This is a genomic window from Paracandidimonas lactea, assembly GCF_021653995.1.
Taxonomy (GTDB): Bacteria; Pseudomonadota; Gammaproteobacteria; order Burkholderiales; family Burkholderiaceae_B; genus Allopusillimonas; species Allopusillimonas lactea.
In genome coordinates, this window is the sequence record NZ_JAJJOZ010000007.1 from 54,345 (window position 1) to 75,260 (window position 20,916).

Annotated in this window: 21 protein-coding genes and 1 tRNA gene; 10 read left to right on the top strand and 12 right to left on the bottom strand. The window is 63.4% G+C overall.

Annotation, left to right across the window (positions count from 1 at the left end):
• Window positions 1-224 precede the first annotated feature (224 nt).
• Both LOL23_RS13225 and LOL23_RS13230 read left to right on the top strand, forming a co-directional pair.
• A complete protein-coding gene (locus tag LOL23_RS13225) occupies window positions 225-1,055 on the top strand; it encodes an HTD2 family dehydratase (protein ID WP_237173728.1) in 831 nt (276 codons plus the stop codon).
• On the top strand, window positions 1,052-2,281 hold the full coding sequence (locus LOL23_RS13230; RefSeq protein ID WP_160978768.1) for a CaiB/BaiF CoA transferase family protein: 1,230 nt from the start codon (window positions 1,052-1,054) through the stop codon (window positions 2,279-2,281). The genes LOL23_RS13225 and LOL23_RS13230 overlap by 4 nt, the downstream gene beginning before the upstream one ends.
• An 84-nt stretch (window positions 2,282-2,365) precedes the next feature.
• Here LOL23_RS13230 and folK read toward each other — a convergent pair whose 3' ends face one another.
• The 4 genes from folK to hda all read right to left on the bottom strand — a co-directional run bounded on the left by folK (window position 2,366) and on the right by hda (window position 5,835).
• Window positions 2,366-2,860, bottom strand: coding sequence for a 2-amino-4-hydroxy-6-hydroxymethyldihydropteridine diphosphokinase (gene folK, locus LOL23_RS13235; protein WP_160978770.1), 495 nt, complete (start codon window positions 2,858-2,860; stop codon window positions 2,366-2,368).
• An 89-nt stretch (window positions 2,861-2,949) separates the two neighbouring features.
• Complete coding sequence (gene pcnB / locus LOL23_RS13240; protein ID WP_237173729.1) at window positions 2,950-4,317, bottom strand: polynucleotide adenylyltransferase PcnB; 1,368 nt, start codon at window positions 4,315-4,317, stop codon at window positions 2,950-2,952.
• 9 nt (window positions 4,318-4,326) lie between these two features.
• Window positions 4,327-5,028, bottom strand: coding sequence for an HAD family hydrolase (locus LOL23_RS13245; protein WP_160978774.1), 702 nt, complete (start codon window positions 5,026-5,028; stop codon window positions 4,327-4,329).
• Window positions 5,029-5,124: 96 nt separating this feature from the next.
• On the bottom strand, window positions 5,125-5,835 hold the full coding sequence (hda, locus tag LOL23_RS13250; protein ID WP_160978776.1) for a DnaA regulatory inactivator Hda: 711 nt from the start codon (window positions 5,833-5,835) through the stop codon (window positions 5,125-5,127).
• A 95-nt stretch (window positions 5,836-5,930) separates the two neighbouring features.
• Here hda and purM point away from each other — a divergent pair, with 95 nt between their 5' ends.
• On the top strand, window positions 5,931-6,983 hold the full coding sequence (gene purM / locus LOL23_RS13255) for a phosphoribosylformylglycinamidine cyclo-ligase (protein ID WP_160978778.1): 1,053 nt from the start codon (window positions 5,931-5,933) through the stop codon (window positions 6,981-6,983).
• 34 nt (window positions 6,984-7,017) lie between these two features.
• Here the strand turns inward: purM and miaA are convergent, their stop codons facing one another.
• Both miaA and mutL read right to left on the bottom strand, forming a co-directional pair.
• Complete coding sequence (gene miaA, locus LOL23_RS13260; protein ID WP_160979312.1) at window positions 7,018-7,959, bottom strand: tRNA (adenosine(37)-N6)-dimethylallyltransferase MiaA; 942 nt, start codon at window positions 7,957-7,959, stop codon at window positions 7,018-7,020.
• On the bottom strand, window positions 7,959-10,070 hold the full coding sequence (gene mutL / locus LOL23_RS13265; protein ID WP_160978780.1) for a DNA mismatch repair endonuclease MutL: 2,112 nt from the start codon (window positions 10,068-10,070) through the stop codon (window positions 7,959-7,961). Before mutL ends, miaA begins: the two co-directional genes overlap by 1 nt.
• 184 nt (window positions 10,071-10,254) lie before the next feature.
• Between mutL and LOL23_RS13270 the strand changes: the two genes are divergently transcribed.
• The gene (locus LOL23_RS13270; RefSeq protein ID WP_160978782.1) at window positions 10,255-10,908 is read left to right on the top strand and encodes a VTT domain-containing protein; all 654 of its coding nucleotides are present in this window, start codon (window positions 10,255-10,257) and stop codon (window positions 10,906-10,908) included.
• Window positions 10,909-11,011: 103 nt separating this feature from the next.
• On the opposite strand, the gene LOL23_RS13275 is transcribed toward LOL23_RS13270, so the two are convergent.
• Together LOL23_RS13275 and LOL23_RS13280 are read right to left on the bottom strand one after the other, a co-directional pair.
• Window positions 11,012-11,086 (bottom strand) — tRNA-Arg (locus tag LOL23_RS13275).
• Window positions 11,087-11,210: 124 nt separating this feature from the next.
• Window positions 11,211-12,200: a tripartite tricarboxylate transporter substrate binding protein BugE gene (locus LOL23_RS13280; protein ID WP_160978784.1), complete on the bottom strand. Its 990-nt coding sequence runs from the start codon at window positions 12,198-12,200 to the stop codon at window positions 11,211-11,213.
• A 169-nt stretch (window positions 12,201-12,369) separates the two neighbouring features.
• Between LOL23_RS13280 and LOL23_RS13285 the strand changes: the two genes are divergently transcribed.
• From LOL23_RS13285 to LOL23_RS13295, 3 genes are read left to right on the top strand one after another with little or no spacing between them, the layout of a single operon-like run.
• On the top strand, window positions 12,370-13,272 hold the full coding sequence (locus LOL23_RS13285; RefSeq protein ID WP_160978786.1) for an AEC family transporter: 903 nt from the start codon (window positions 12,370-12,372) through the stop codon (window positions 13,270-13,272).
• A 19-nt stretch (window positions 13,273-13,291) separates the two neighbouring features.
• Complete coding sequence (gene tsaE, locus LOL23_RS13290) at window positions 13,292-13,873, top strand: tRNA (adenosine(37)-N6)-threonylcarbamoyltransferase complex ATPase subunit type 1 TsaE (protein WP_237173730.1); 582 nt, start codon at window positions 13,292-13,294, stop codon at window positions 13,871-13,873.
• A complete protein-coding gene (locus tag LOL23_RS13295) occupies window positions 13,783-15,150 on the top strand; it encodes an N-acetylmuramoyl-L-alanine amidase (protein ID WP_237173731.1) in 1,368 nt (455 codons plus the stop codon). Before tsaE ends, LOL23_RS13295 begins: the two co-directional genes overlap by 91 nt.
• Here LOL23_RS13295 and LOL23_RS13300 read toward each other — a convergent pair.
• The 3 genes from LOL23_RS13300 to xerD are packed head-to-tail and all read right to left on the bottom strand — an operon-like array spanning window position 15,147 to window position 17,203.
• Entirely contained in the window at window positions 15,147-15,752 is a 606-nt protein-coding gene (locus LOL23_RS13300; RefSeq protein WP_160978792.1) for an NUDIX domain-containing protein, read from the bottom strand. The genes LOL23_RS13295 and LOL23_RS13300 overlap by 4 nt on opposite strands.
• Window positions 15,749-16,249: a Cys-tRNA(Pro) deacylase gene (gene ybaK, locus LOL23_RS13305; protein WP_160978794.1), complete on the bottom strand. Its 501-nt coding sequence runs from the start codon at window positions 16,247-16,249 to the stop codon at window positions 15,749-15,751. Before ybaK ends, LOL23_RS13300 begins: the two co-directional genes overlap by 4 nt.
• Window positions 16,250-16,267: 18 nt before the next feature.
• Entirely contained in the window at window positions 16,268-17,203 is a 936-nt protein-coding gene (gene xerD, locus LOL23_RS13310) for a site-specific tyrosine recombinase XerD (protein ID WP_160978796.1), read from the bottom strand.
• A gap of 270 nt (window positions 17,204-17,473) precedes the next feature.
• Here xerD and modA point away from each other — a divergent pair, with 270 nt between their 5' ends.
• The 3 genes from modA to LOL23_RS13325 all read left to right on the top strand — a co-directional run bounded on the left by modA (window position 17,474) and on the right by LOL23_RS13325 (window position 19,833).
• A complete protein-coding gene (gene modA / locus LOL23_RS13315; RefSeq protein WP_160978798.1) occupies window positions 17,474-18,226 on the top strand; it encodes a molybdate ABC transporter substrate-binding protein in 753 nt (250 codons plus the stop codon).
• 174 nt (window positions 18,227-18,400) lie between these two features.
• A complete protein-coding gene (gene modB / locus LOL23_RS13320) occupies window positions 18,401-19,090 on the top strand; it encodes a molybdate ABC transporter permease subunit (RefSeq protein ID WP_160978800.1) in 690 nt (229 codons plus the stop codon).
• The gene (locus tag LOL23_RS13325; RefSeq protein WP_160978802.1) at window positions 19,087-19,833 is read left to right on the top strand and encodes an ATP-binding cassette domain-containing protein; all 747 of its coding nucleotides are present in this window, start codon (window positions 19,087-19,089) and stop codon (window positions 19,831-19,833) included. Before modB ends, LOL23_RS13325 begins: the two co-directional genes overlap by 4 nt.
• Before the next feature lie 116 nt (window positions 19,834-19,949).
• On the opposite strand, the gene LOL23_RS13330 is transcribed toward LOL23_RS13325, so the two are convergent.
• Complete coding sequence (locus tag LOL23_RS13330) at window positions 19,950-20,792, bottom strand: TOBE domain-containing protein (RefSeq protein WP_237173732.1); 843 nt, start codon at window positions 20,790-20,792, stop codon at window positions 19,950-19,952.
• Window positions 20,793-20,916 lie beyond the last annotated feature (124 nt).

Genomic DNA, 20,916 nt, shown 5'->3' on the forward strand with positions numbered 1-20,916 from the left:
GTTCTTCCTCCCCTTCCGCTTTTCCCCGTTTCCTTCTGTCCGCGCGCTGCGCGGTGGGGGCGTCCGTGCCTGCTGTAGGGGGGCGATGTGTGCGTCTCGCGGGCCAAAACCGTCGTTTCTTCGTTCGCTTTGGCGCCTTGAAACGCCCTGTTGCGCAAAACAAAATTCAAAAACCGGCCGGGAGCAGGCAAAGTGTCGGTTATAGACACTACATGGATAATCCGATGACGACTCCCAATCTTGATGCCTGGCTGGGACGCAGCGAAGCCTGCGACGACAGCCTCGACCTCAATCACGTCGAGCGGGTAGCGCTGGCGCTGGACGCCGCAGCCCCGGGCCAGGGCGAAGCACTGCCGCCGCTGTGGCAGTGGTGCTTTTTTATCAAGAGCGTGCCTTATGCCGAAACTGGTGCGGATGGCCACCCCGCGCGTGGCGGTTTCCTGCCGCCGGCAGACAACCGCAACCGTATGTGGGCGGGCGGCCGGGTGCGTTTTGTAGCGCCACTGCTTGCCGGTGTGCCCGCGCGCCGCACGTCCACCATCCTGAAGATTCAGGAAAAAGAAGGCCGTACCGGCAAGCTGCTGTTCGTTACCGTTGGCCACCGTTATACGCAGGACGGCAAGCTGTGCGTGGATGAGGAGCAAGACATCGTGTACCGCGAGCCTAGCCCGCCCAAGCTTCAGGGCACCATCGATGCGCCCGCCAGCCAGTGGTCCAGCGAGACTGTGCCGCATTCGCTCATGTTGTTCCGCTATTCCGCGGTCACTTACAACGGCCACCGCATCCATTACGATTACCCCTATGTGACGGAAGTCGAAGGCTATCCCGGCCTGGTTGTGCACGGCCCGCTGCTGGCCACCCAGATGTGCCGCGCGTTTGTCGAAGCCAATCCTGGCAAGGCCCCCGCCTTGCTGACATATCGGGGCTTGCGTCCACTGATTTCACCCAGGCCGTTCAAGGCAGCCGGCCGCATCGATGAGGACGGCAAGGCCAGCCTGTGGGTAGAGCAGGACGGCACCCTGGCGCATCAGGCAGAATTGGAGTTCAAACAATGACAGACACGCATCACGACGCGCACAGCGGCCACGCTGTGCCAGTAAGGCCCCGTCCCCTGGACGGCATCACGGTGATCAGCATGGAGCACGCCATTGCTGCGCCGTTCTGCACGCGCCAGCTGGCCGATCTTGGCGCGCGGGTCATCAAGATCGAGCGCCCCGGCGTGGGTGATTTCGCGCGCAAGTACGATGAGCGCGTGAAGGGGCTGTCCTCGCATTTTGTGTGGACCAACCGATCCAAAGAAAGCCTGACGCTGGATCTTAAGCGCCCCGAAGCGCGCGAGGTGCTGGACAAGCTGCTGGGCCACGCCGATGTGCTGGTGCAGAACCTCGCGCCTGGCGCCGCGGCGCGCCTGGGCCTGTCGTACGAGGCCTTGTCGCCCGACCATCCGCGGCTCATCGTCTGCGATATTTCGGGGTATGGGGATGGCGGTTCGTATCAGGACAAGAAGGCCTACGATCTACTGATCCAGAGCGAAGCAGGCTTTCTGTCCGTCACGGGCACGCCGGAAAGCCCGGCGAAAGCGGGCTGCTCGATTTCTGACATTGCCGCCGGCATGTACGCCTACAGCAGCATTTTGTCGGCCCTGCTGCTGCGCGAGCGCACCGGCCATGGCAGCCGGCTCGATGTGTCCATGCTTGAAAGCATGGTCGAGTGGATGGGCTTCCCGATGTACTACGCGTTTGACGGCGCGCCTCCGCCGCCGCGTGCCGGCGCCTTCCATGCCACGATCTACCCCTACGGTCCGTTTCCGGTGGGCGACGGTACCGAGGTTATGCTAGGCCTGCAGAACGAGCGTGAATGGGCAGCATTCTGCAAGACTGTGTTGGGCCAGCCCGAATTGGCGCAGGATGAACGTTTCAATTCCAATTCAAAGCGGGTCGCCAACAAAGAGGCGCTGCGGGTGCTGATCGTGACCGAGTTTGCGTCGCTCACGCGCCAGAAGGTGATCAGCTTGCTTGAAGAGGCCGCCATTGCCAACGCAGGCGTGAATACCATGGCCGATGTCTGGCACCACCCCCAGCTTGCCGAGCGCAATCGCTGGCGCCAGGTGGGTACCGAGAAGGGTGCCATCCCCGCCTTGATACCGCCGGCAAGCAGCAGCGCGTTTCAGGCCCGCATGGATGCCATTCCTGCGCTGGGCCAGCAGTCGCGCGGTATTCTGGCCGAGCTGGGCTATTCCGCTGCCCAGGTCGAGGATTACGCGAAGCAGGGGATTATCTGAAGCAGAGGGTGGGCGCCGGCCAGGCCGGTGCCTGCTTGTGCCGGCATGCATCAAAAGAAAAAGCGCCGCGGCGTTAGTTCCGGCTCAATCCATTTTTTCCACGGCTTGATCGGCGCACGCGGCCAGCAGGGCGCCGACGGCGCCTTGGGCCAGCGTCAGGGCCGGCGCCAGGTCGGCCAGCGGCTGCAGTACGAAGGCGCGCAGGTGCATGCGGGGGTGTGGCACGGTCAGCGTGGGCGTATGGATGCGCGCATCCCCATACAGCAGCAAATCCAGATCCAGCGTGCGCGGCGCATTGCGGTACGGCCGTGTGCGGCCGTGCGCATGTTCGATTTCTTGCAGCAATGCCAGCAAGTCGTGCGGCGAAAGCGTTGTGTGCAACTCGGCGACGGCGTTGATGTAATCGGGGCCTGACGACGCCACCGGCGCGGTGCGATAGAACGGCGACAGGCGCAGGCCGTCAATGCCCGGTGCCTGTGCCAGGCTTGCCGCAGCCTGCTCGAGCGCCGCCCTGGCATCGCCCAGATTGGCACCCAGGCCGATATAGCAGCGATTCGTGGATGTGTTCGGTGCGGACATGGCTGGCTGGGTAAGGGCGAATAGTTGTTGAGCGCAGTGGTGGTACGTGTACCGCTCAGAAGGCGGCGGGCGCAGGGCCCTTGCCGCGCTCAGCCTTGTGCTTCGGGTGCGCCGCTCGCCTGTGCGCTGCGCTTGCGGCCGCGCCCGCGGCGGCGGCGGGAGGCCCCGCCCGGGCGGGTGTGCTGCTCGGCCTGCCTGGCCTCGATCATGCTGGCGCGATCGGCGTCGTCGGCGTTGGCTAGGTCCATCCACCACTGCGCCATCACGCTGTCCACCTCGCGCGCCTCGGCTCGCAACTGCAGGAAGTCTACCGCCGCGCGGAAGCGCGGTTGTTCGAGCATGCGCCAGATGGTGCGTGGATTGGCGTGCTCGAAGCGCGCCTGCATGAACCAGATGTCGCGCATGTCGGCTTGGAAGCGGCGCTGGATGGCCAGCTTGCGCGTTTGGGCGTCGAGCACGTCGTCCGCGGCCTGGACCAGTGCCTGTGCCGCGTGTTCGCCGCCGGCTGTGAGTTGGCGCCAGCGCGCATACACCGGCTTCCATAACAGCGCGGCAAATAGAAAACTGGGGCTGACTGTCTTGCCCGAGCGCACCCGCATATCGGTGCGCGACAGCGCCAGTTCGATGAATGCCTCGCCACCTTCTTCTTGCAGCACGAGGTCGATCAGCGGCAGCAGGCTGCGGTGCAGGCCCGAGGTGCGCAGGTGCTGCAGGCACTGCATGGCGTGGCCACAAGTGAGCAGCTTGAGTGTTTCGTCGAACAGCCGCGATGCGGGCACGTTTTCGATCAGCCCCGCCATGCGCATGATGGGATCATTGGTGGCGGGGTCGATGGTGCCATCGAGCTTGGCCGCAAAGCGGATGGCGCGCAGCATGCGCACCGGATCTTCACGGTAGCGGGCCTCAGGCTGGCCGATCATGCGCACAACGCGGTTCTTCAGATCGGCTACGCCGCGGTGGTAATCGATGACCACTTCGCTGATCGGATCGTAATACAGAGCGTTGAGCGTGAAGTCGCGCCGCGCGGCATCTTCGGCTTGGGTGCCGAAGAGGTTGTCGCGGATGATGCGGCCGTGTTCGTCCGTGAACTCGTCGCCGTTTGCAGTGGCGCGGAAGGTGGATGTTTCGATGATTTCTTGCCCGAACACCACGTGTACGAGCTGGAAGCGCCGCCCAATGATGCGTGCGCGGCGAAACAGCGGGCGCACCTGTTCGGGCGTGGCGTTGGTGGCGACGTCGAAATCCTTGGGCATCAGGCCCACGATCAGGTCGCGTACCGCGCCGCCCACGATATAGGCCTCGTAGCCTGCGTTGCGCAGGACTTCGCAAACCTTGATGGCGTGGCGGGATACGTTGCGGCGGTCGATGCCGTGTTTTTCGCGGGGCAGCCTGATGGGGCCGCGGGTGGCCGGCGAAAACAGGCGCTCGACGAAGTTTTTTATTGTCTGCTTCAGCATGGCGGTATTTTATGACTTTGCGTCGCGCATGTCCTCGAAGAGGTCGATCACCCGCCAGCCGCGCTCGCGCGCCAGCTCACGCAGCACCGGGCTGGGATTGGTGGCGATGGGGTGGGAGACCACTTCAAGCAGAGGCAGGTCGTTGTGCGAATCGCTGTAGAAGTGGATGGACGTAAAGTCGTCCATCGTCTGGCCCATGCCGGCCAGCCATTGTTGTACACGTGTGATCTTGCCGGCCTGGAAGCTGGGGACGCCCGAAATACGGCCGGTGTAGCGGCCCTCGTGCATTTCGGGGATGGTGGCGATCAGGTGCGGGATATTGAAGGCGCGGGCGATGGGCGCGGTGACGAATTCGTTGGTGGCCGTGACAATGGCGCACAAGTCGCCCTGGCCCAGGTGCTGCTCGACCAGCGCGATTGCACTGGGCAGGATAGCCGGCAGGATGACTTGCGCCATGTACGCTTCATGCCATTCGTCCAGCTCCCGCAGTGTGCCGCGGGTGAGCAGGCCAAGCATGAACTCGGCGGACTGCTCCGCGGTCAGGCGCCCGGCGTTGTAGCGTTCCATCAGTTCTTCGTTGCGGCGCTGCGCCTCAATGGGATCACCTGCGCGGCCAGTGCGGGCCAGGAAGTCGGCCCATTGGTAGTCGCTGTCAAGCGGCAGCAGTGTGTGGTCGAGGTCGAAAAGCGCCAGGCGTTGGGTGGTAGTCATGGATATCCGGAAATAATGATGTTCTGTGCGTCGTGCCGCTGGGCCTTGCGTGTGGCGTTGCGCACTATGTTGCCTGCAGTGCGGCGTACGGGCCCGCTAGCCATGCTGCCCGGGCTCCGCGGCGGGCTGGCCCGACGCCAGCAAATCTTTTAGCAAGGGCAGGGTGATGGCCCGGTGTTTTTCGAGAGAGTAGCGGTCGAGCGCGTCGAGCAGCGCGCTGAGCAGCCGCATATCGCGCGAATAGTGCGTGAGGATCCACGCCACGACCTCGGGCGCCAGCCGTAGCCCGCGCTCGGCGGCGCGAGTTTCCAGCGCTTGGGCGCGGTCTTCGTCGGACAGCAGCTCGAGCCGATAGACCACGTCCCAGCCCAGCCGGGTGCGCAGGTCTTCGCGCAGCGGCATGGCCATGGGGGCGCGGTCGCCCGCCAGCACGATGGCAAACGCCTCGCCCGTGGCGGCCACTTCTCGCCAGCGATTGTACAGGGCGAACAGCGCCGCCTGCCCGTCCGTGCTCAGCCCCTCGATGTTGTCGATGGCGACCAGGCGCCAGGGCACGACGTCGGCTGTGGCGATGGCCGTGAGCTCGCGCGCAGCACTGGCGGGCTCGATGTAGCAGGCGTCGGCGCGCCCCGCGACAGCGCGCAGCAGATGTGTGCGGCCGGCGCCGGGTGCGCCCCACAGATAGATGGCGCGGCCGGCTTCGCAACGGGCCAGCGCGTCGAGCGCGGCCGCGTTGCGGCCCGCAACGAAATTCTCGAGCGAAGGCGGTGAAGGCGGCAGGAGGTCGAGGAGCAATTGCTGTGTCATGGCCCCCGGGGCGGCATGGTGCGCGCGTTCATCGTAAAATCCACATTCAGGTTCATACTAAACATGCAATTCTTGCACATCCCACGGCTTTTCTCATGACAAACAAACAATCCGCTTCCATGACCTACCGCGATGCCGGGGTCGATATCGACGCCGGCGACGCGCTGGTCGATCGCATCAAGCCTCTGGCGGCGCGTACCATGCGGCCCGGCGTCATGGCGGGCATTGGCGGTTTCGGTGCCCTGTTCGAGGTGCCGCGCCACCTGAAAGAGCCAGTGCTGGTGTCGGGTACCGACGGCGTGGGCACCAAGCTGCGCCTGGCGTTTGAGTGGGGCCGTCACGATACCGTGGGTATCGATCTGGTCGCCATGAGCGTCAACGATATTCTCGTTCAGGGCGCCGAGCCGCTGTATTTTCTCGACTACTTCGCATGCGGCAAGCTGGCGGTGGATACCGCCGCTGCGGTCGTGGGCGGCATCGCAAAGGGCTGTGAACTGGCCGGCTGTGCGCTGATCGGGGGCGAAACCGCCGAAATGCCCGGCATGTACCCCGACGGCGAGTACGATCTGGCCGGTTTTGCGGTAGGTGCGGTCGAGAAATCACGCATCATCGACGGCAAGTCCATCGCCGAGGGCGACGTGGTGTTGGGCCTGGCTTCCAGCGGCGCGCACTCCAACGGCTATTCGCTGGTGCGCCGCATTCTCAAGCATGCCAATGCTCGGCCCACGCAAGAGCTCGGCGGTCGCCCGCTGCAAGACGCGGTCATGGAACCCACCCGCATCTATGTCAAATCTGTGTTGGCCGCCTTGGCCGCGCACGGCACCGACATCAAAGGTCTGGCCCACATCACGGGCGGGGGCCTGCTCGAAAACGTACCACGTATCCTGCAGCCCGGCCTCACGGCCCGTTTGCACCGTGATGCCTGGCAAATGCCCGAGCTCTTTACCTGGCTGCAGCAAAATGGCGGGGTTGAAGACCGCGAAATGCACCGCGTTTTCAATTGCGGCATTGGCATGGTGATCGTGGTGCCCGCCGCTGCGGCCGATGCCGTGGCGGCTACCCTGTCGGCTCAGGGCGAGCAGGTCTATCGCGTGGGTGAAATTACTGCCCGCGAAAGCGCCGACGCGCCACAAACCGTCGTCGTCTGAGCCTGGGTCACGGCCCGCGCAGCGGGCTTCGTGGCTACTCCAGATAGGGGGCTGCAGCGTCGATCACCTGGGCGGCCGCATCGGCCGCCAGGCAGTCCACTACGGTTCTGTCGGGTTGGCTGCGCAGCCAGGTCAGTTGACGCTTGGCCAGTTGGCGCGTGGCGGCAATGGCGCGTTCCACGGCGGCTTCCAGGCTTGTTTCCCCGTCCAGGTAATCCCACAACTGCCGGTAACCAACACAGCGCACCGACGGCAGGCCGGTGTGTAGGTCGGGCCGCGCATGCAGTGCGGCGACTTCCTGTACCAGCCCTTGTTCGATCATGGCGTGGTAACGCTGCGCAATGCGCGCATGCAGGGCCAGCCGGTCAGAAGGCTCCAGGCTCAGTGTTACGTATCGGTCTTGCGTGGCGGGGCGCGGGCGCGCCTCGTTCAGCCAGGCTGACATGGGCTTGCCGCTGGCGCGATAGATTTCGATTGCGCGCTGCAGCCGCTGGCTATCGTTGGGCGACAGCCGGGCGGCGGTTTCAGGATCGTACCCGGCCAATTGGCGATGCAGGCCAGGCCAGCCTATCCGCGCGGCCTCCAGATCGATCTCCGCCCGTATGGTGGCATCCGCCGGCGGCAGGTCATTCAAACCTTCGCGCAATGCCTTGTAGTAGAGCATGGTGCCGCCGCACAGTAGCGGGATATTTCCGCGGCCTCGTATCTGGCGGATAAGCGCCTGGGTGTCAGCCACGAATTCGGCGGCAGAGTAGCTTTGCGCGGGGTCGCGGATGTCCAGCAGATGCTGCGGCACCTGCGCCCGCTCTTCAGCGGACGGCTTGGCAGTGCCGATATCCATGCCACGGTAGATCGTCGCTGAATCCACCGTAATGATCTCGAGCGGCCAGCGCTGTGCCAGCGCCAGCGTGGACGCCGATTTGCCGGCCGCAGTAGGGCCGGCCAGACACAGCACAGAAGGGACGGGTGGTTGCATCATTGGCCGCGCATGAACAGCCTGTCCAGCTCGCCGATACGCCACTGCACCCAGGTGGGCCGCCCGTGGTTGCATTGATCGGCGCGCTCGGTCTGCTCCATCTTGCGCAGCAGGGCGTTCATTTCGTCGATGCTCAGGCGCCGGTTGGCGCGTACGGAGCCGTGGCAGGCCATGGTGGACAGCAGTTCGTTGCGCTGCTCTGTCAGCCGGGGTGATGCCCCTACCTGAGCCAGGTCGCGCAGCACGCCACGGGCCAAGGATTCGATGTCGCCGCTGGCAAGCAGGGCAGGCACCGCGCGTACGGTAATAGACGCGGGGCCCGCTGGCCGCATGGAAAGGCCGAGGTCTGTCAGTGTGCCCTGGTATTCCTCGACCAGGCCAACATCTTTTTCGCTGGCCTGGAATACCACCGGCACCAGCAGTTCCTGGCGGGGCAGGTCGCGGGCGTCCATGGCGCGCTTGAGTTGCTCGTATACGACGCGTTCGTGCGCGGCATGCATATCCACGAGCACCAGGCCATGGCGGTTCTGGGCCAGGATGTAAATGCCGTGCAACTGCCCCAGGGCCATGCCCAAGGGGTAGTCGCCGCCCTCTGCGCCCAATGGTGTGGGCGCGGAGCGGGGCGCCGCGAAACGCGCGTTGTAGCCGGGGGCGACTGCGTCAGCGGGGTAGGCAGGGCCATCAGGGTAGACGGGGGCGTGTGAGACGCCCGGATGCCCAGGGTAGCCTGTGCGCGGCTGGCTGGTCGCGCTGTCACTCAGCGTGCTGGCCGCTTCAGCGTGTTCTGGATACGATGCGCTGCCTGTGCCTGTGCCTGTGCCTGTGCCTGTGCTGCCGGGCTCACCGGCGGCATCCAGCGGCCGGTACAACGCTTGCCACTCGACCCCCTCGCTGCCGCGCAGCCCTAAGGGCTGCTGGCCGCGATAAAGCATGCCGGACGAGCCGGGGCCGCTGGGTTGCCGCGCCCCTGGCTGCTGCCATGGCGCGCCGCTGGGCGCATAGGCGGGTGTGGCATCCACAGCCTGATGGCTGGCATCGAGCCCGCCGTGGCTCATGCCGCCAACACCCGCGGCAAGCCCATTGGCCGCGCCGGTTGCATGGCCGCCTGCCGCCGCCAAGGCCTGGGACAGCGTCTGGCTCACAAAGCGGTGCACCGCGCCGCTGTCCCGAAAGCGTACTTCGTGCTTGGCTGGATGCACATTGACATCCACCGTGGCTGGATCCACGGATAGAAACAGGATATACGCCGGCTGGCGGTCGCCATGCAGCACATCCGCATAGGCCTGCCGCACTGCATGCGACACGCTGCGGTCTTTGACAAAGCGCCCGTTCACGTATAGGTACTGGCGGTCGGCGCGGTTGCGTGACAACGTAGGGCGGCCGATCACGCCTTCGAGGGCGATCAAGCCATGCTCGCGCCCCACGGCAATGCATTGCTCGACGAATTCCAGCCCCAGCACATCGCGTACGCGCTGGGCTACGTCGCTGGCGCGCCAGTTGCGCTGCGGCTTGTCGTTATGGAAGAGGCGAAACGCAATATGCGGATGCGCCAGCGCAATGCGCTCGAAGGCATCGACGCAATGGCCATACTCGGTGGCTTCGGCGCGCAGAAACTTGCGCCGCGCCGGCACGTCGTCGAACAGTTGGCGCACGTCCACAGTCGTGCCCACTGAGCCCGACGCGGGTTGTGGCTCATCGTGCGGTGCGGTGATTTGCCAGGCGTGGGCGTCCGCCTGCGTGCGCGAGGTGAGCGTCAGGCGTGCCACAGACGCCACTGATGCCAGCGCTTCGCCACGAAAACCCATAGAGCCCACGGACTCCAGCTCGGAGAGGGACGTGATCTTGCTGGTGGCGTGGCGAGTGAGCGCCAACGCCAGTTCGCCGCGCGGGATACCGCAGCCGTCGTCGCTGATGGCGATACGGCGTATGCCGCCGCCATCGAGCCGCACCTCAATCGCACGCGCACCGGCATCGATGGCGTTTTCCATCAGCTCTTTGAGTACGGATGCGGGGCGCTCGATGACTTCGCCGGCGGCGATCTGGCTGATGAGCAGGTCGGGGAGCGGCGCAATCGGGCGCCGGGCGCCGGACGGTGAAAGCGGTACATTCATAGAGCAATTTTAGCCGCTGGCGGGCGGCGAGGTGTGTAGTGGCGCGAGGGGCGGAGCGTGGCCTTCGACACGAAGCCTCTTATTGTTTCTGGCCGACGTTGCAGCAGGGTGGTCAACACGGATAGGGTATACACTACAGCGCGGCCCCTGGGGCGCCATGCATCACGCAATTTACCGAGGAATTATGCTCGATCTATTCTCGATGATTCTCCACATCGACCAATATATGGGCCAGTGGGTCACGCAGTATGGAGACTGGGTTTACCTTGTTTTGTTTCTGATTGTTTTCTGCGAAACAGGGCTGGTTGTGCTGCCGTTCCTGCCGGGCGATTCGCTGCTATTTATTGCCGGGGCCTTTGGTGCCAGCCATATGCTCGACATCGCCACCCTGATCAGCCTGCTGGTTGCGGCGGGGGTGCTGGGTAATACGCTCAACTACCATATCGGCCGCTACATCGGCCCCAAGGTGTTTACCGGCGAACACCGTTTCCTGGACAAGCGCGCCTTGCTGCGCACGCATGTGTTCTATCAGAAGCATGGCGGCAAAACCATTATCCTGTCGCGTTTTCTGCCTGTCATCCGCACTTTCGCACCGTTCGTGGCGGGCGTGGGCATGATGAATGTCGTGCGCTTCCAGGCATTCAACGTCATTGGCGCGCTGCTGTGGGTGGGCAGCCTGGTGACACTGGGCTATTTTTTCGGCAACGTGCCCATCATTAAAGAGCACCTGAATACGATCGTGCTGGTTGGCGTAAGCGCGGCGGCAGTGCCGGTCGCCGGCGGCTTTCTCTGGAAGCTGATCAAAGGGCGCGGCAAGCGGGAAACCTCGCGGCCATGAACATGCTCAGGCCATGCGGCCGCCCGCGCCCAGCACCTCGCCCGGTGGCCACCTCTTGCTCCAAAAAAAAATAGACGCTGGCGGGCGTCTAGTTGCATGCTGATGGCGTCCCCGGCAGGAATCGAACCTGCAATCTTCCCTTAGGAGGGGAAAGTTATATCCATTTAACTACAGGGACGCGAAGGCCAAGCATTATAAAGCAAGCGGGCGCCGGAATCCCCAATAACGAGGATGTCCGAACGCCTGGGTGGCTGGACCCCGTCACTGCGCGGGGCCTGCCGCCTGGCATCAATCTTGAGCGATCAATTCAGCGTGATGTTGCGCTGCTTCACGACTTCATGCGCCCAATCGTATTGCTCTTTGATTTCCTTGGCGAACTCTTCGGGCGTGTTGCCGGACGGCGCTGCGCCTTGCTTCTCGAGTGCTTCGATGACCTTGGGATCCTTCAGGGCTTCGACGGCGGCGTCGCGCAGCTTGGTGATGACTTCTTTTGGCGTGCCAGCGGGCGCCAGCAGACCGTACCAGGCAGGTTGGTTGAGCTGCGGATAGCCTTCCTCGGCCAGCGTTGGCACATTAGGCAAGGATTTCAGGCGCTCTGGCCATGCGATCGCCAGGGGGCGCAGATTGCCGGCCTGGATCTGACCCATGGAAGAGGGCAGGTTGTCGAACATGCTGTCGATCTGGCCGCCAACCGCATCGGTGACAGCCGGGCCCGAACCTTTGTAGGGGACGTGGATGGCGTCAGTGCCGGTGGCCTGTTTGAAGGCTTCGCCGAACAGGTGCAGGATGGAACATGTGCCCGAGCTACCGTGCGTGTACTTGCCGGGGTTGTCTTTCAGTGCCTTGACGAATTCTTTGAAGTTCTTGGCGGGGAACTTGGGGTTGACCTCGATGACGTTGGGTACGTTGGCGAAGTTGGTGATCGGTGCGAAATCCTTCAGGGGATCGTAGGGCAGGTCTTTCGGACGGCAGGCGGCATTGACGGCCATGGTCGATACCGTGGCGATCGACAGCGTGTAGCCATCTGGCTTGGCGCGCGCGGCCTCGGAAGCGCCAATAGCGCCACCTGCGCCGCCCTTGTTTTCGACGACCATAGTCTGGCCAAGAATTTGCGACATGCGCTGCGTGACGATGCGGGCCACGATATCGGTGGAGCCGCCGGGGGCAAACGGAACAATGACGCGGATCGGTTGGCTGGGGTATGCGTCGGCCGCGGCTGCGGCGCCACCGAACATTGCAGATACGCCGGCCGCCAGGGTGAGGGCCGCGAACGTCTTATAGGCTTTGATCATTAATAGGTCTCCGTGGGTTATTCCAATAACGGCCGGGATCCGCCGGCCGTTACAGCCAGCCGCAGAATACCAGTAAACTACCGGTTTCGACTTGGCCGATGCTACAAGATTTTACAAGCTCGCGCGGCGACGCGTCAGCCATGGGCGGCCAGAACCACTATGTTGCGCTATGTCAGTCATCCCGCTCGTTTTGCCTGATTTCCTTTTGATTGCATTGGGTTGGGTGCTGTACAACAGGCTGCGGTATTCGGCCGAGTTCTTTCAATATGCGGAAAAGCTTGTTTATTTTGTGCTTTTTCCGGCGCTTTTGTTCCGTTCGATTATACAAACGCCACTCAGCCCCGCCTCTGCCTTGCAATTGCTTCAGGCCGTGGTGGCACTGCTTGTAGTCGGCTTGGTGGCCTTGTGGCTGGCCAAGCTGCTGCTGCGGCCCACGCCGCGCGACTACGGCTCGGTGGCGCAATGCGCGTATCGTTTCAATACCTATATTGGGCTGTCGCTGGCGCTGGCACTGGGCGGCGAACGCGGGCAGTCGGTGATGGCTGTGCTGGTGGGGCTGTCGGTGCCGTTGGTGAACGTCGCGGCGGTGCATGGCCTGGCCCGCCAGCAGCCGGGCGCGCGCCTGGTGCGCGAAATCGTGCGCAATCCGCTCATCATTGCCACTGTCCTTGCCCTCGTAGGCAACTTCTTGCATATCTCACTGCCCCAGGTGCTCGACGTTACGCTTGCACGCCTGGGGGCCTGTGCGCTGGCCGTTGGCCTGCTCTGTGTAGGGGCAACACTGGCGGTTGATGGCGGCCGCGGTGCCGAAAAACTGATGGGGGCGGTGGTGGCGATACGGCTGCTGTTGATGCCCCTGGCGGCCGTTGGTATTGGCTGGGCCCTGGGTCTGCCGGTGCTGGAGCGACAGATGTTGTTGTTATTTGGCGCCTTGCCTACAGCGTCGTCCGCCTATGTGTTGGCCGCCCGTATGGGCGGAAATGGCCCCTTGGTGGCGGTGACGATGTCCTTGTCCACGGTTCTGGCCATTGTCACGATACCGCTCTGGTTGATGGCCATGCCCAATCCATGAATGCCTTACGGTGAAAATCATGAGCCCACACGATGGTAAGCCATTAGGCGAAATTAATATGTTTTTGGCAGATGAAGCCGCAACAGAAGCCCTTGCTCAGGCTCTGGCGCCTATGCTTTGCGGCACTCACCCTGCGCTTGCGGGCGTGGCGCCGGGCGGGCGGATTCACCTTCGCGGCGACCTCGGTGCCGGCAAAACCAGCTTCGCCCGAGCCTTGCTGCGGGCCGCCGGAATCACCGGAAGAATCAAAAGTCCAAGCTACGCGCTGCTTGAAAGCTATAATCTTTCTAACTTATACTTCTATCACCTTGATTTTTATAGATTTAGCGATACGCGCGAATGGGTGGACGCAGGATTCAGGGAAATCCTGCGCGATGATGCGGTTGTTTTGATCGAGTGGCCTGAGCGGGCAGGGGGGCTGCTTCCACCGCCGGATCTCGATATCGCGCTCAGTTACGCTGAAAACGGGCGTAACGCACACCTGGCCGCCTATAGCAAGAAAGGACAAACATGGCTGACGATACTCGCCCCCGCAGCACCCGAAGCACCCCGGCAGACGTCTCCCGACGCCGAGTCCTGGCCGCCGCCGGATCGCTCCTGATCATCCCCGTCGTGCCCTCGCTCGCTCATGCCGCCACCATCGTGGCGGTACGTACGTGGCCGGCTGACGAATATACGCGCGTCACGCTCGAGATGGACAGCGAGTTGAAGGCCGAGCATTTCGTGCTCGATGGTCCGGATCGGCTCGTTGTCGATATCGATGGGCTGAGCATGAGTTCGGCCATCAACGAATTGGTGTCCAAGATACGGCCTAACGACCCTTACATTGCGTCGGTGCGTGTGGGCCAGAATCGGCCAGGCGTGGTGCGTCTGGTGATGGACCTCAAGCAGCCCGTTGCGCCGCAGGTTTTTACCCTGAAGCCAGTGGGCGAGTACAAGTACCGTCTGGTGCTCGACCTGTACCCCAAGGTGGCGCAAGATCCCTTGCTGGCCATCCTGAACAATGCGGACAAGGATCCCCTGGCCGATGTGCTGGAAGACCTTGCGCGCAATTCGCCATCCGCCGCGCCGGTGCCATCGATGCCGGGCCAACAACTGCCGCCTATGGCCACCAAGCCCCAAGCACCGGCCTTGCCGCCCATCGAGCCGCCCGGTACCCGGGCGCCTTCGCGCTCGCGGCCGTTGCTGGTTGCGCTCGATCCGGGTCATGGGGGTGAAGATCCGGGCGCAGTCGGCCGGGGCGGCACACGCGAAAAAGATGTGGTGCTCAGCATCGCGCGCAGGCTCAAAAAGCTGATCGACAGCCAGCCCAATATGCGCGCCTACCTCACGCGCGACAACGACTATTTTGTGCCTTTGCATGTGCGCGTGCAGAAGGCGCGTCGCGTCAAGGCCGATCTCTTCATCTCCATCCATGCCGATGCCTGGATCAAACCCAGTGCGCGCGGCTCTTCAGTGTTTGCGCTGTCGCAGAACGGCGCTACCAGCGCCGCGGCCCGTATCATGGCCAAGCGCGAAAACGACGCCGATCTGGTTGGTGGCGTAAATCTGGGCTCGCATGATGCGCAAGTCGCCAAGGTGCTGCTCGATCTGTCCACCACGGCGCAGATCAATGATTCAGTGCGCATCGGCTCCCGGGTGCTGGACGAGATCTCCAAGATCAATACCCTGCACAAGCGGGGTGTTGAACGAGCCGGTTTCGCGGTGCTCAAGGCGCCCGACATTCCGTCCATCCTGGTCGAAACGGCCTTCATCAGCAATCCCGAAGAAGAGCGCAAGCTGCGCAGCCACAAATACCAGGACGAGATGGCCAGTGCGCTGCTGACGGCTATCAGCGGTTACTTCAACGCCCGCCCTACGCTGGCGAGCAGAGGCTAAGTCGGCAGCCAGCGCAGCGGCCAGGCACCGGCGCGTATGTTCTGCAGCCAGAGCGTGCACGTCAGTGTCTTGGCATCCGTGACGCCGCCATCGCGGCACGCCGCGTACAGCGCCTCGTCCGACAGCGAGCAAACGTCCAGGAACTCATCCTCATCAAGCTTGCGCGTACCAGCCGTCAGGCCTCGCGCGACATAAATATGGATGATCTCGGTGGAATAGGCGATAGCCAGATGCATGGCACCCGCTTTGGCCCATTCCGCAGCGGTGTAGCCGGTTTCTTCGAGCAGTTCGCGTTGCGCACAGACTAGCGGGTCTTCGCCCGGGTCGAGCTTACCGGCCGGAAACTCCGTCATCACGCGGGCCACCGGGTAGCGGTATTGGCGCTCCAGCAGAACATGCCGGTCGTCCAGCAGCGGGATGACGACTACCGCGCCGGGGTGGACGATGTACTCGCGGCTGGATGTGCCGCCGTCGGGCATGCGCACCGTATCGCGGCGCGCCTTAAGGAAATTTCCGTCAAACAGCTGTTTGCTGTCGATCAGTGTTTCGACCAGATGGGCGTCCGGATGGTTGGAAGCGGAGTGATCCGGGGCGATCTTCATGATGCGTGTTTCTCCAGCGCGACGGTGACGGGTTTGGCGCCCAATAGGCGCACCAGCGTATCGGGGGCGAGCGCGATCAGGAAGCCGCGCCGCCCGCCATTCAGGTAGATAACCGGATAGTCGAGCAGGCCTGCTTCTATCCATACCGGCATTTTCTTGCGCGTGGCAAACGGTGAGGTGCCGCCCACCATGTAGCCTGAATTGCGCTGTGCCGTTTCGGGGGAGCAGGGGGCGATTTTCTTGGCGCCGGTCTGCCGTGCAAGGTTTTTGGTGGATACCTCCATGTCGCCGTGCATCACGATGACCAGCGGTTTGCCGTTTTCGTCTTCCATAATCAGCGTCTTGGCCACCTGGTGTGGATCGACGCCTAACTGGCGAGCGGATTCGCGCGCGCCGCCGTGCTCGACGTATTCGTAGGGGTGTTCGCTGAATGGCACCTTGTGCTTTTTGAGCAACTGAGTGGCGGGTGTTTCAGATATGTGTTTGTCTTTGCTCATGGCATGGGGCGGGCGCTGTCACGCCCGCGGGTGGTGTTTGGCGTGCAGCGCCTTCAGACGCTCGCGCGCAACGTGGGTATAGATCTGTGTCGTGGAAATGTCCGCGTGGCCGAGCAGCATCTGTACCACGCGCAGGTCTGCGCCGTGGTTCAGCAGATGGGTAGCGAAGGCATGGCGCAGCACGTGCGGCGAGAGCGGCACGTGTATATCCGCGAGCGCTGCGTATTTCTTGACGATGAGCCAGAACGACTGCCGGGTCATGGGCGCGGCGCGCGCGGTGACAAACAGGGCGTCGCTGCGGCGCGCGCCAAGCAGGGCTGGGCGCGATGAGGCCAGGTAACGGCTGATCCAGTCCAGGGCCTCTTCGCCCAGCGGCACCAAGCGGTCTTTGCCCCCCTTGCCTTGCAGCACGCGTACGACACCCTCAGTTTGGCTCACATCGAGCATACCCAGGCCCACCAGTTCGCTCACCCGCAAGCCGGTGGCGTAAAGCGTCTCCAGCATGGCGCGATCGCGCAGGCCCAGATTGTCGTCCGTGTCGGGCGCTTCCAACAGAGCCTCCACTTGCGCTTCAGACAGCGTCTTCGGAAAGCGCGCAGGCTGTTTGGCGGCGCGCAAGGTCAAGCAGGGGTCTTCCTGCACGTGCCCGTGGCGCAGCGCCCACAGGTAGTAGCGGCGCAGCGAGGCCAGGCGGCGATTGGCGGTGGTGGCTTTGCTGACGGCATGGCGGGCCGCGAACCATGTTTGTATGTCCGCTGCACCGGCTTGGTCCAGCCCTTTGCCCAGCTTGGCCTGCAGCCATTGCGCAAAGGCGGTCAGGTCGCGCCTATAGGCAGCCAGCGTATTGGCGGCCAAGCCATCTTCCAGCCAGGCGGCATCCAGAAAAGTGTCGATGGAGGCGGGCGGAGTAAAAGGCACGGTGCGGCGGCGCGGTGTTTGGTTGAACCACGCCATCTTAGCGCATCCATTTCCCGGGGCTCGGCGTCAGCGGCAAATGGTTGCAGACCGGGCAAGGCTTCCACGCCAAAGACCAAAACCAAGGCCAAGGCCAAGGCCACTTCTCTTGTCTTCGCCGCCCCTTCGGTGGAGGGCGTTGTTTGACGATCGGTATATACCTATATATATTACGAAACACATCTGGATAATTGTGATTCAACTGCCGCTGAAATCGCGGCGGCAGGGCTTGTTTATATGGCCTGCGCGTGAAAAATCAGAGGAAAACGCATGAAAATAAAACAAGGCCTGTTGTTATTGGCTGCCATGATGGCGGCGCAGGCGACCGCCAGCGCGCAGGATCTGGTGGTGGCGGCTGCGTCCAGCCTCACGAATGCCTTCACAGAGATCGGGCAGCAATTCGAACGTGCGCATCGAGGCGTCAAGGTACTGAACAGCTTTTCCGCGTCGGGCAAGCTTGCTGCCCAGGTGATCGAAGGCGCGCCCGTTGATGTCTTTGCGTCGGCCGATGCCACTGCGATGGACAAGGCAGAACAGCAAGGTTCGATTGACACCGCCACGCGGCGCGACTTCGTGCGCAACGAAGTCGTGCTGATCGTACCCGCCGACAACCCCAGAAGCATCCAGTCGGTGGCAGATCTGTCGCGGGCGGGCGTCACCCGCGTGGCGTTGGGCAATCCGGCATCAGTGCCGGTGGGCCGGTATGCCAAGGCGGCGCTCGAGAAAGACGGCAATTGGCCGGCGGTGGAAAAGGTCCAGGTGCTGGGCCAGAACGTACGGCAGGTGCTCGATTACGTGGCACGCGGCGAGGTGGACGCCGGTTTTGTGTTTGCGACCGACGCGGCCGTGCGACGCGACGCAGTCAAGGTGGTGCAAAAGCTCACCTCACCCGTCCCTGTGCTATACCCCATTGCCCTGGTCAGGCGCGAAGGACGCAATCCGCTGGCCGCCGATTACCTAGACTATGTGCAATCGCCGCAGGGCCATGAAATTCTTGCAAAATACGGCTTTTCCAAGCCCTAACAAGCATGGCTGGGCGGTTGCCGTACGGTGGGGTATTCGGTATGCGGGCACGCTGTCGCGTATGCGGCGGGCCGCCTGGCCAGGTATGCTTCAGGCCTGAACTGTCCGGGCAATCGCATGATGTAATCCGTGCGAATATGGCCGGGCCCCTCAAACTTCTCTATTAACCAAATAATGTCTGGTCTGGCTGTTCCACTGCTTCTGTCGTTGAAGGTTGCTGGCTGGGCGACGCTGCTGGCGGCTGTGCTGGGCATTGCGATCGCGTATGGCTTGTCGCGCTGGCAGTCGCGCTGGGGCGATCTGATCGATTCCATTCTGACCCTGCCGCTGGTGCTGCCGCCCACTGTCATGGGCTACTACCTGCTGGTCCTGCTGGGCCGGCGTGGCTGGCTAGGCCAATGGCTGAGCGGCGCGGGCATCGAATTGGTGTTCACCTGGCAGGGCGCGGTGATCGCCGCCACCATCGTCGCCTTCCCCATGGTGCTCAAGGCGGCGCGCGCCGCCTTCGAAGACGTGGACCACACGCTCGAGAGCGGCGCCCGTGTGCTCGGCCTGGGCAACTGGGCGATTTTCTTCAGGGTATCGCTGCCGCTGGCTATGCGCGGCATTGTCGCCGGTGTGCTGCTGGCGTTCGCGCGTGCCTTGGGTGAATTCGGCGCCACGCTCATGGTGGCCGGCAGTATCCCGGGGCGCACACAGACGCTGTCCATTGCCATCTACGAGGCCGTGCAGGCCGGTGATGATGCGCTGGCAAACACGCTGGTGCTGGTGACGGCGGGCACCTGCATTGCGGTGCTGCTGCTGGCCAGCGTGCTGGTGCCGCACCGCGCCCGCATGCGCGGTGTGCCAGGGGTACTGCGATGATCGAAATAGACATCTACCGCCGCATGCAGGCTGGCAACCGGTCGTTTACATTGGATGTGTCGCTGCGTTCGGGCGCCCGCCGGATCGCGCTCTATGGCCCTTCGGGCGCGGGCAAGTCGCTCACGATCCGCGCCCTGGCTGGGTTGATGCGGCCCGAGCGCGGGCGCATCGTGGTCAATGGCGTCATCCTCTATGACGATGTCAGCGGTGTCTTTCTGCCTCCGCAGGCGCGCCGCTTGGGTTACCTGCAGCAAGACTACGGGCTGTTCCCGCACCTGACTGTGGCTCAGAACATTGCCTTCGGGTTGAGCCGCGGATTGTTCAACCCACGCCGGCGTGCCACGCTGCCCGAACAGGCTATACGTTGGGTGCGGGCGTTCGAGCTGGCGCCGGTGCTGGGCAGCTACCCGGCCGAGCTGTCGGGCGGGCAGCGCCAGCGTGTTGCGCTGGCGCGGGCGCTGGCCGTGGGGCCGCGTGTACTGCTGCTGGACGAGCCGTTGGCCGCCCTGGATGTGGGGCTGCGTGTAAAAATGCGGCGTGAGTTGGCGGATCTACAGGCACAGTTGGACATCCCCACCATTCTCATCACGCACGATCCGCAGGATGCGATGGCGCTGGCAGATCAAGTCTTCAATCTTCACGAAGGCCGCATTGCGGGTAATTGCGCGCCCGCCGACCTGGTCGGTGCGCACGATGCGGCGGCAAACCCGCCTGTTTTGCATGCCGCCGCCAATGGTGGATAGGTAGTGTGCGTGGATCCTGCGTGTGCGCGGCATATGCACATGAATCTGCGCCGACCGGCACAATGGGTGCCGGGGTAAATCAGGCAGCCAATCAGCGGCCAGGGGCCGCCGGCGCATTATTCGGTTACGCCTATCATCACGCTGGAGGCCTTGAAAATGGCCAGTACAGGGTCGCCCGCTTTAAGCGCCATGTCATTCAGGCTGTCCAGGGTCAGCGTGGCGCCCAGCATATGGCCCGAGGGCAGTTCGATCCTCAGGTCGGCGTTGATGGAGCCCGGCGTGATTTCGCGGATATGTCCCGCCAGTTGGTTGCGTGCCGACAGCCGCATGCCCTCACCGGGCTGGCCGACGATGATGGAGGATGCCTTGATGAAGGCCAGCGCGCGCTTTCCTGGCGCCAGACCGAGGCTGTGCGTACTTTCGCTGGTAATGTTGGCGATGATGTCCAGCCCCTCTGCGGCGTGAAGGATAATTTCATCGTTGACGGCGCCATGTGTCACGCGCGTGATTGTGCCGGCCAGGCAATTGCGTGCCGAAGTCTGGATCATCATATTTTGGATCAATGCAAGGTTGGTATCGCCGGCGCCGGGCAGATTGCCGTTGCGCGCCAGTTGAGCCATGAACTCCCGATGTTGCCGTTCCAGGCGCTCGAACAGCGTCAGCAGCTTAACGCCGCGCTCGCTGAGCGTGGCGCCGCCGCCGTGGCGCCCGCCCGTGGTGCGCAGCACCAGGGGTTCGCCGGCCAGGTTGTTCATGGTGTCGACGGCGTCCCAGGCTGCCTTGTAGCTCAACCCTACCTTTCGGGCGGCAGCGCTGATAGAGCCTTCTTGGCCGATAGCTGCCAGCAGGGCCATGCGTCGCTGGCTGCCCCAGTTCTGATCGCCCGAACGAAACGAGATCGACCCGGCCAGTTCGATGACCGGCCTCGAGGAGGATGAGGACAATTGATCGTTCTGCATAACATCTAGTGTACGGCCAAGCGGCACGGACGGTGACAGGCCCGCTTCGGTGTTGCTTTCCTTGCCCGCGCGCGAGGGCGGGGCGGGCGCAAAATGGGAAAAAGGCGCGGCACAGGGGGAGGTA

What these genes read in the sequence shown, in the direction of transcription:
- LOL23_RS13225 (WP_237173728.1), top strand. Translation starts at nt 225, where the DNA reads ATGACGACTCCCAATCTTGATGCCTGGCTGGGACGCAGCGAAGCCTGC.
- LOL23_RS13230 (WP_160978768.1), top strand. Translation starts at nt 1,052, where the DNA reads ATGACAGACACGCATCACGACGCGCACAGCGGCCACGCTGTGCCAGTA.
- folK (WP_160978770.1), bottom strand. Translation starts at nt 2,860, where the DNA reads ATGTCCGCACCGAACACATCCACGAATCGCTGCTATATCGGCCTGGGT.
- pcnB (WP_237173729.1), bottom strand. Translation starts at nt 4,317, where the DNA reads ATGCTGAAGCAGACAATAAAAAACTTCGTCGAGCGCCTGTTTTCGCCG.
- LOL23_RS13245 (WP_160978774.1), bottom strand. Translation starts at nt 5,028, where the DNA reads ATGACTACCACCCAACGCCTGGCGCTTTTCGACCTCGACCACACACTG.
- hda (WP_160978776.1), bottom strand. Translation starts at nt 5,835, where the DNA reads ATGACACAGCAATTGCTCCTCGACCTCCTGCCGCCTTCACCGCCTTCG.
- purM (WP_160978778.1), top strand. Translation starts at nt 5,931, where the DNA reads ATGACAAACAAACAATCCGCTTCCATGACCTACCGCGATGCCGGGGTC.
- miaA (WP_160979312.1), bottom strand. Translation starts at nt 7,959, where the DNA reads ATGCAACCACCCGTCCCTTCTGTGCTGTGTCTGGCCGGCCCTACTGCG.
- mutL (WP_160978780.1), bottom strand. Translation starts at nt 10,070, where the DNA reads ATGAATGTACCGCTTTCACCGTCCGGCGCCCGGCGCCCGATTGCGCCG.
- LOL23_RS13270 (WP_160978782.1), top strand. Translation starts at nt 10,255, where the DNA reads ATGCTCGATCTATTCTCGATGATTCTCCACATCGACCAATATATGGGC.
- LOL23_RS13280 (WP_160978784.1), bottom strand. Translation starts at nt 12,200, where the DNA reads ATGATCAAAGCCTATAAGACGTTCGCGGCCCTCACCCTGGCGGCCGGC.
- LOL23_RS13285 (WP_160978786.1), top strand. Translation starts at nt 12,370, where the DNA reads ATGTCAGTCATCCCGCTCGTTTTGCCTGATTTCCTTTTGATTGCATTG.
- tsaE (WP_237173730.1), top strand. Translation starts at nt 13,292, where the DNA reads ATGAGCCCACACGATGGTAAGCCATTAGGCGAAATTAATATGTTTTTG.
- LOL23_RS13295 (WP_237173731.1), top strand. Translation starts at nt 13,783, where the DNA reads ATGGCTGACGATACTCGCCCCCGCAGCACCCGAAGCACCCCGGCAGAC.
- LOL23_RS13300 (WP_160978792.1), bottom strand. Translation starts at nt 15,752, where the DNA reads ATGAAGATCGCCCCGGATCACTCCGCTTCCAACCATCCGGACGCCCAT.
- ybaK (WP_160978794.1), bottom strand. Translation starts at nt 16,249, where the DNA reads ATGAGCAAAGACAAACACATATCTGAAACACCCGCCACTCAGTTGCTC.
- xerD (WP_160978796.1), bottom strand. Translation starts at nt 17,203, where the DNA reads ATGGCGTGGTTCAACCAAACACCGCGCCGCCGCACCGTGCCTTTTACT.
- modA (WP_160978798.1), top strand. Translation starts at nt 17,474, where the DNA reads ATGAAAATAAAACAAGGCCTGTTGTTATTGGCTGCCATGATGGCGGCG.
- modB (WP_160978800.1), top strand. Translation starts at nt 18,401, where the DNA reads ATGTCTGGTCTGGCTGTTCCACTGCTTCTGTCGTTGAAGGTTGCTGGC.
- LOL23_RS13325 (WP_160978802.1), top strand. Translation starts at nt 19,087, where the DNA reads ATGATCGAAATAGACATCTACCGCCGCATGCAGGCTGGCAACCGGTCG.
- LOL23_RS13330 (WP_237173732.1), bottom strand. Translation starts at nt 20,792, where the DNA reads ATGCAGAACGATCAATTGTCCTCATCCTCCTCGAGGCCGGTCATCGAA.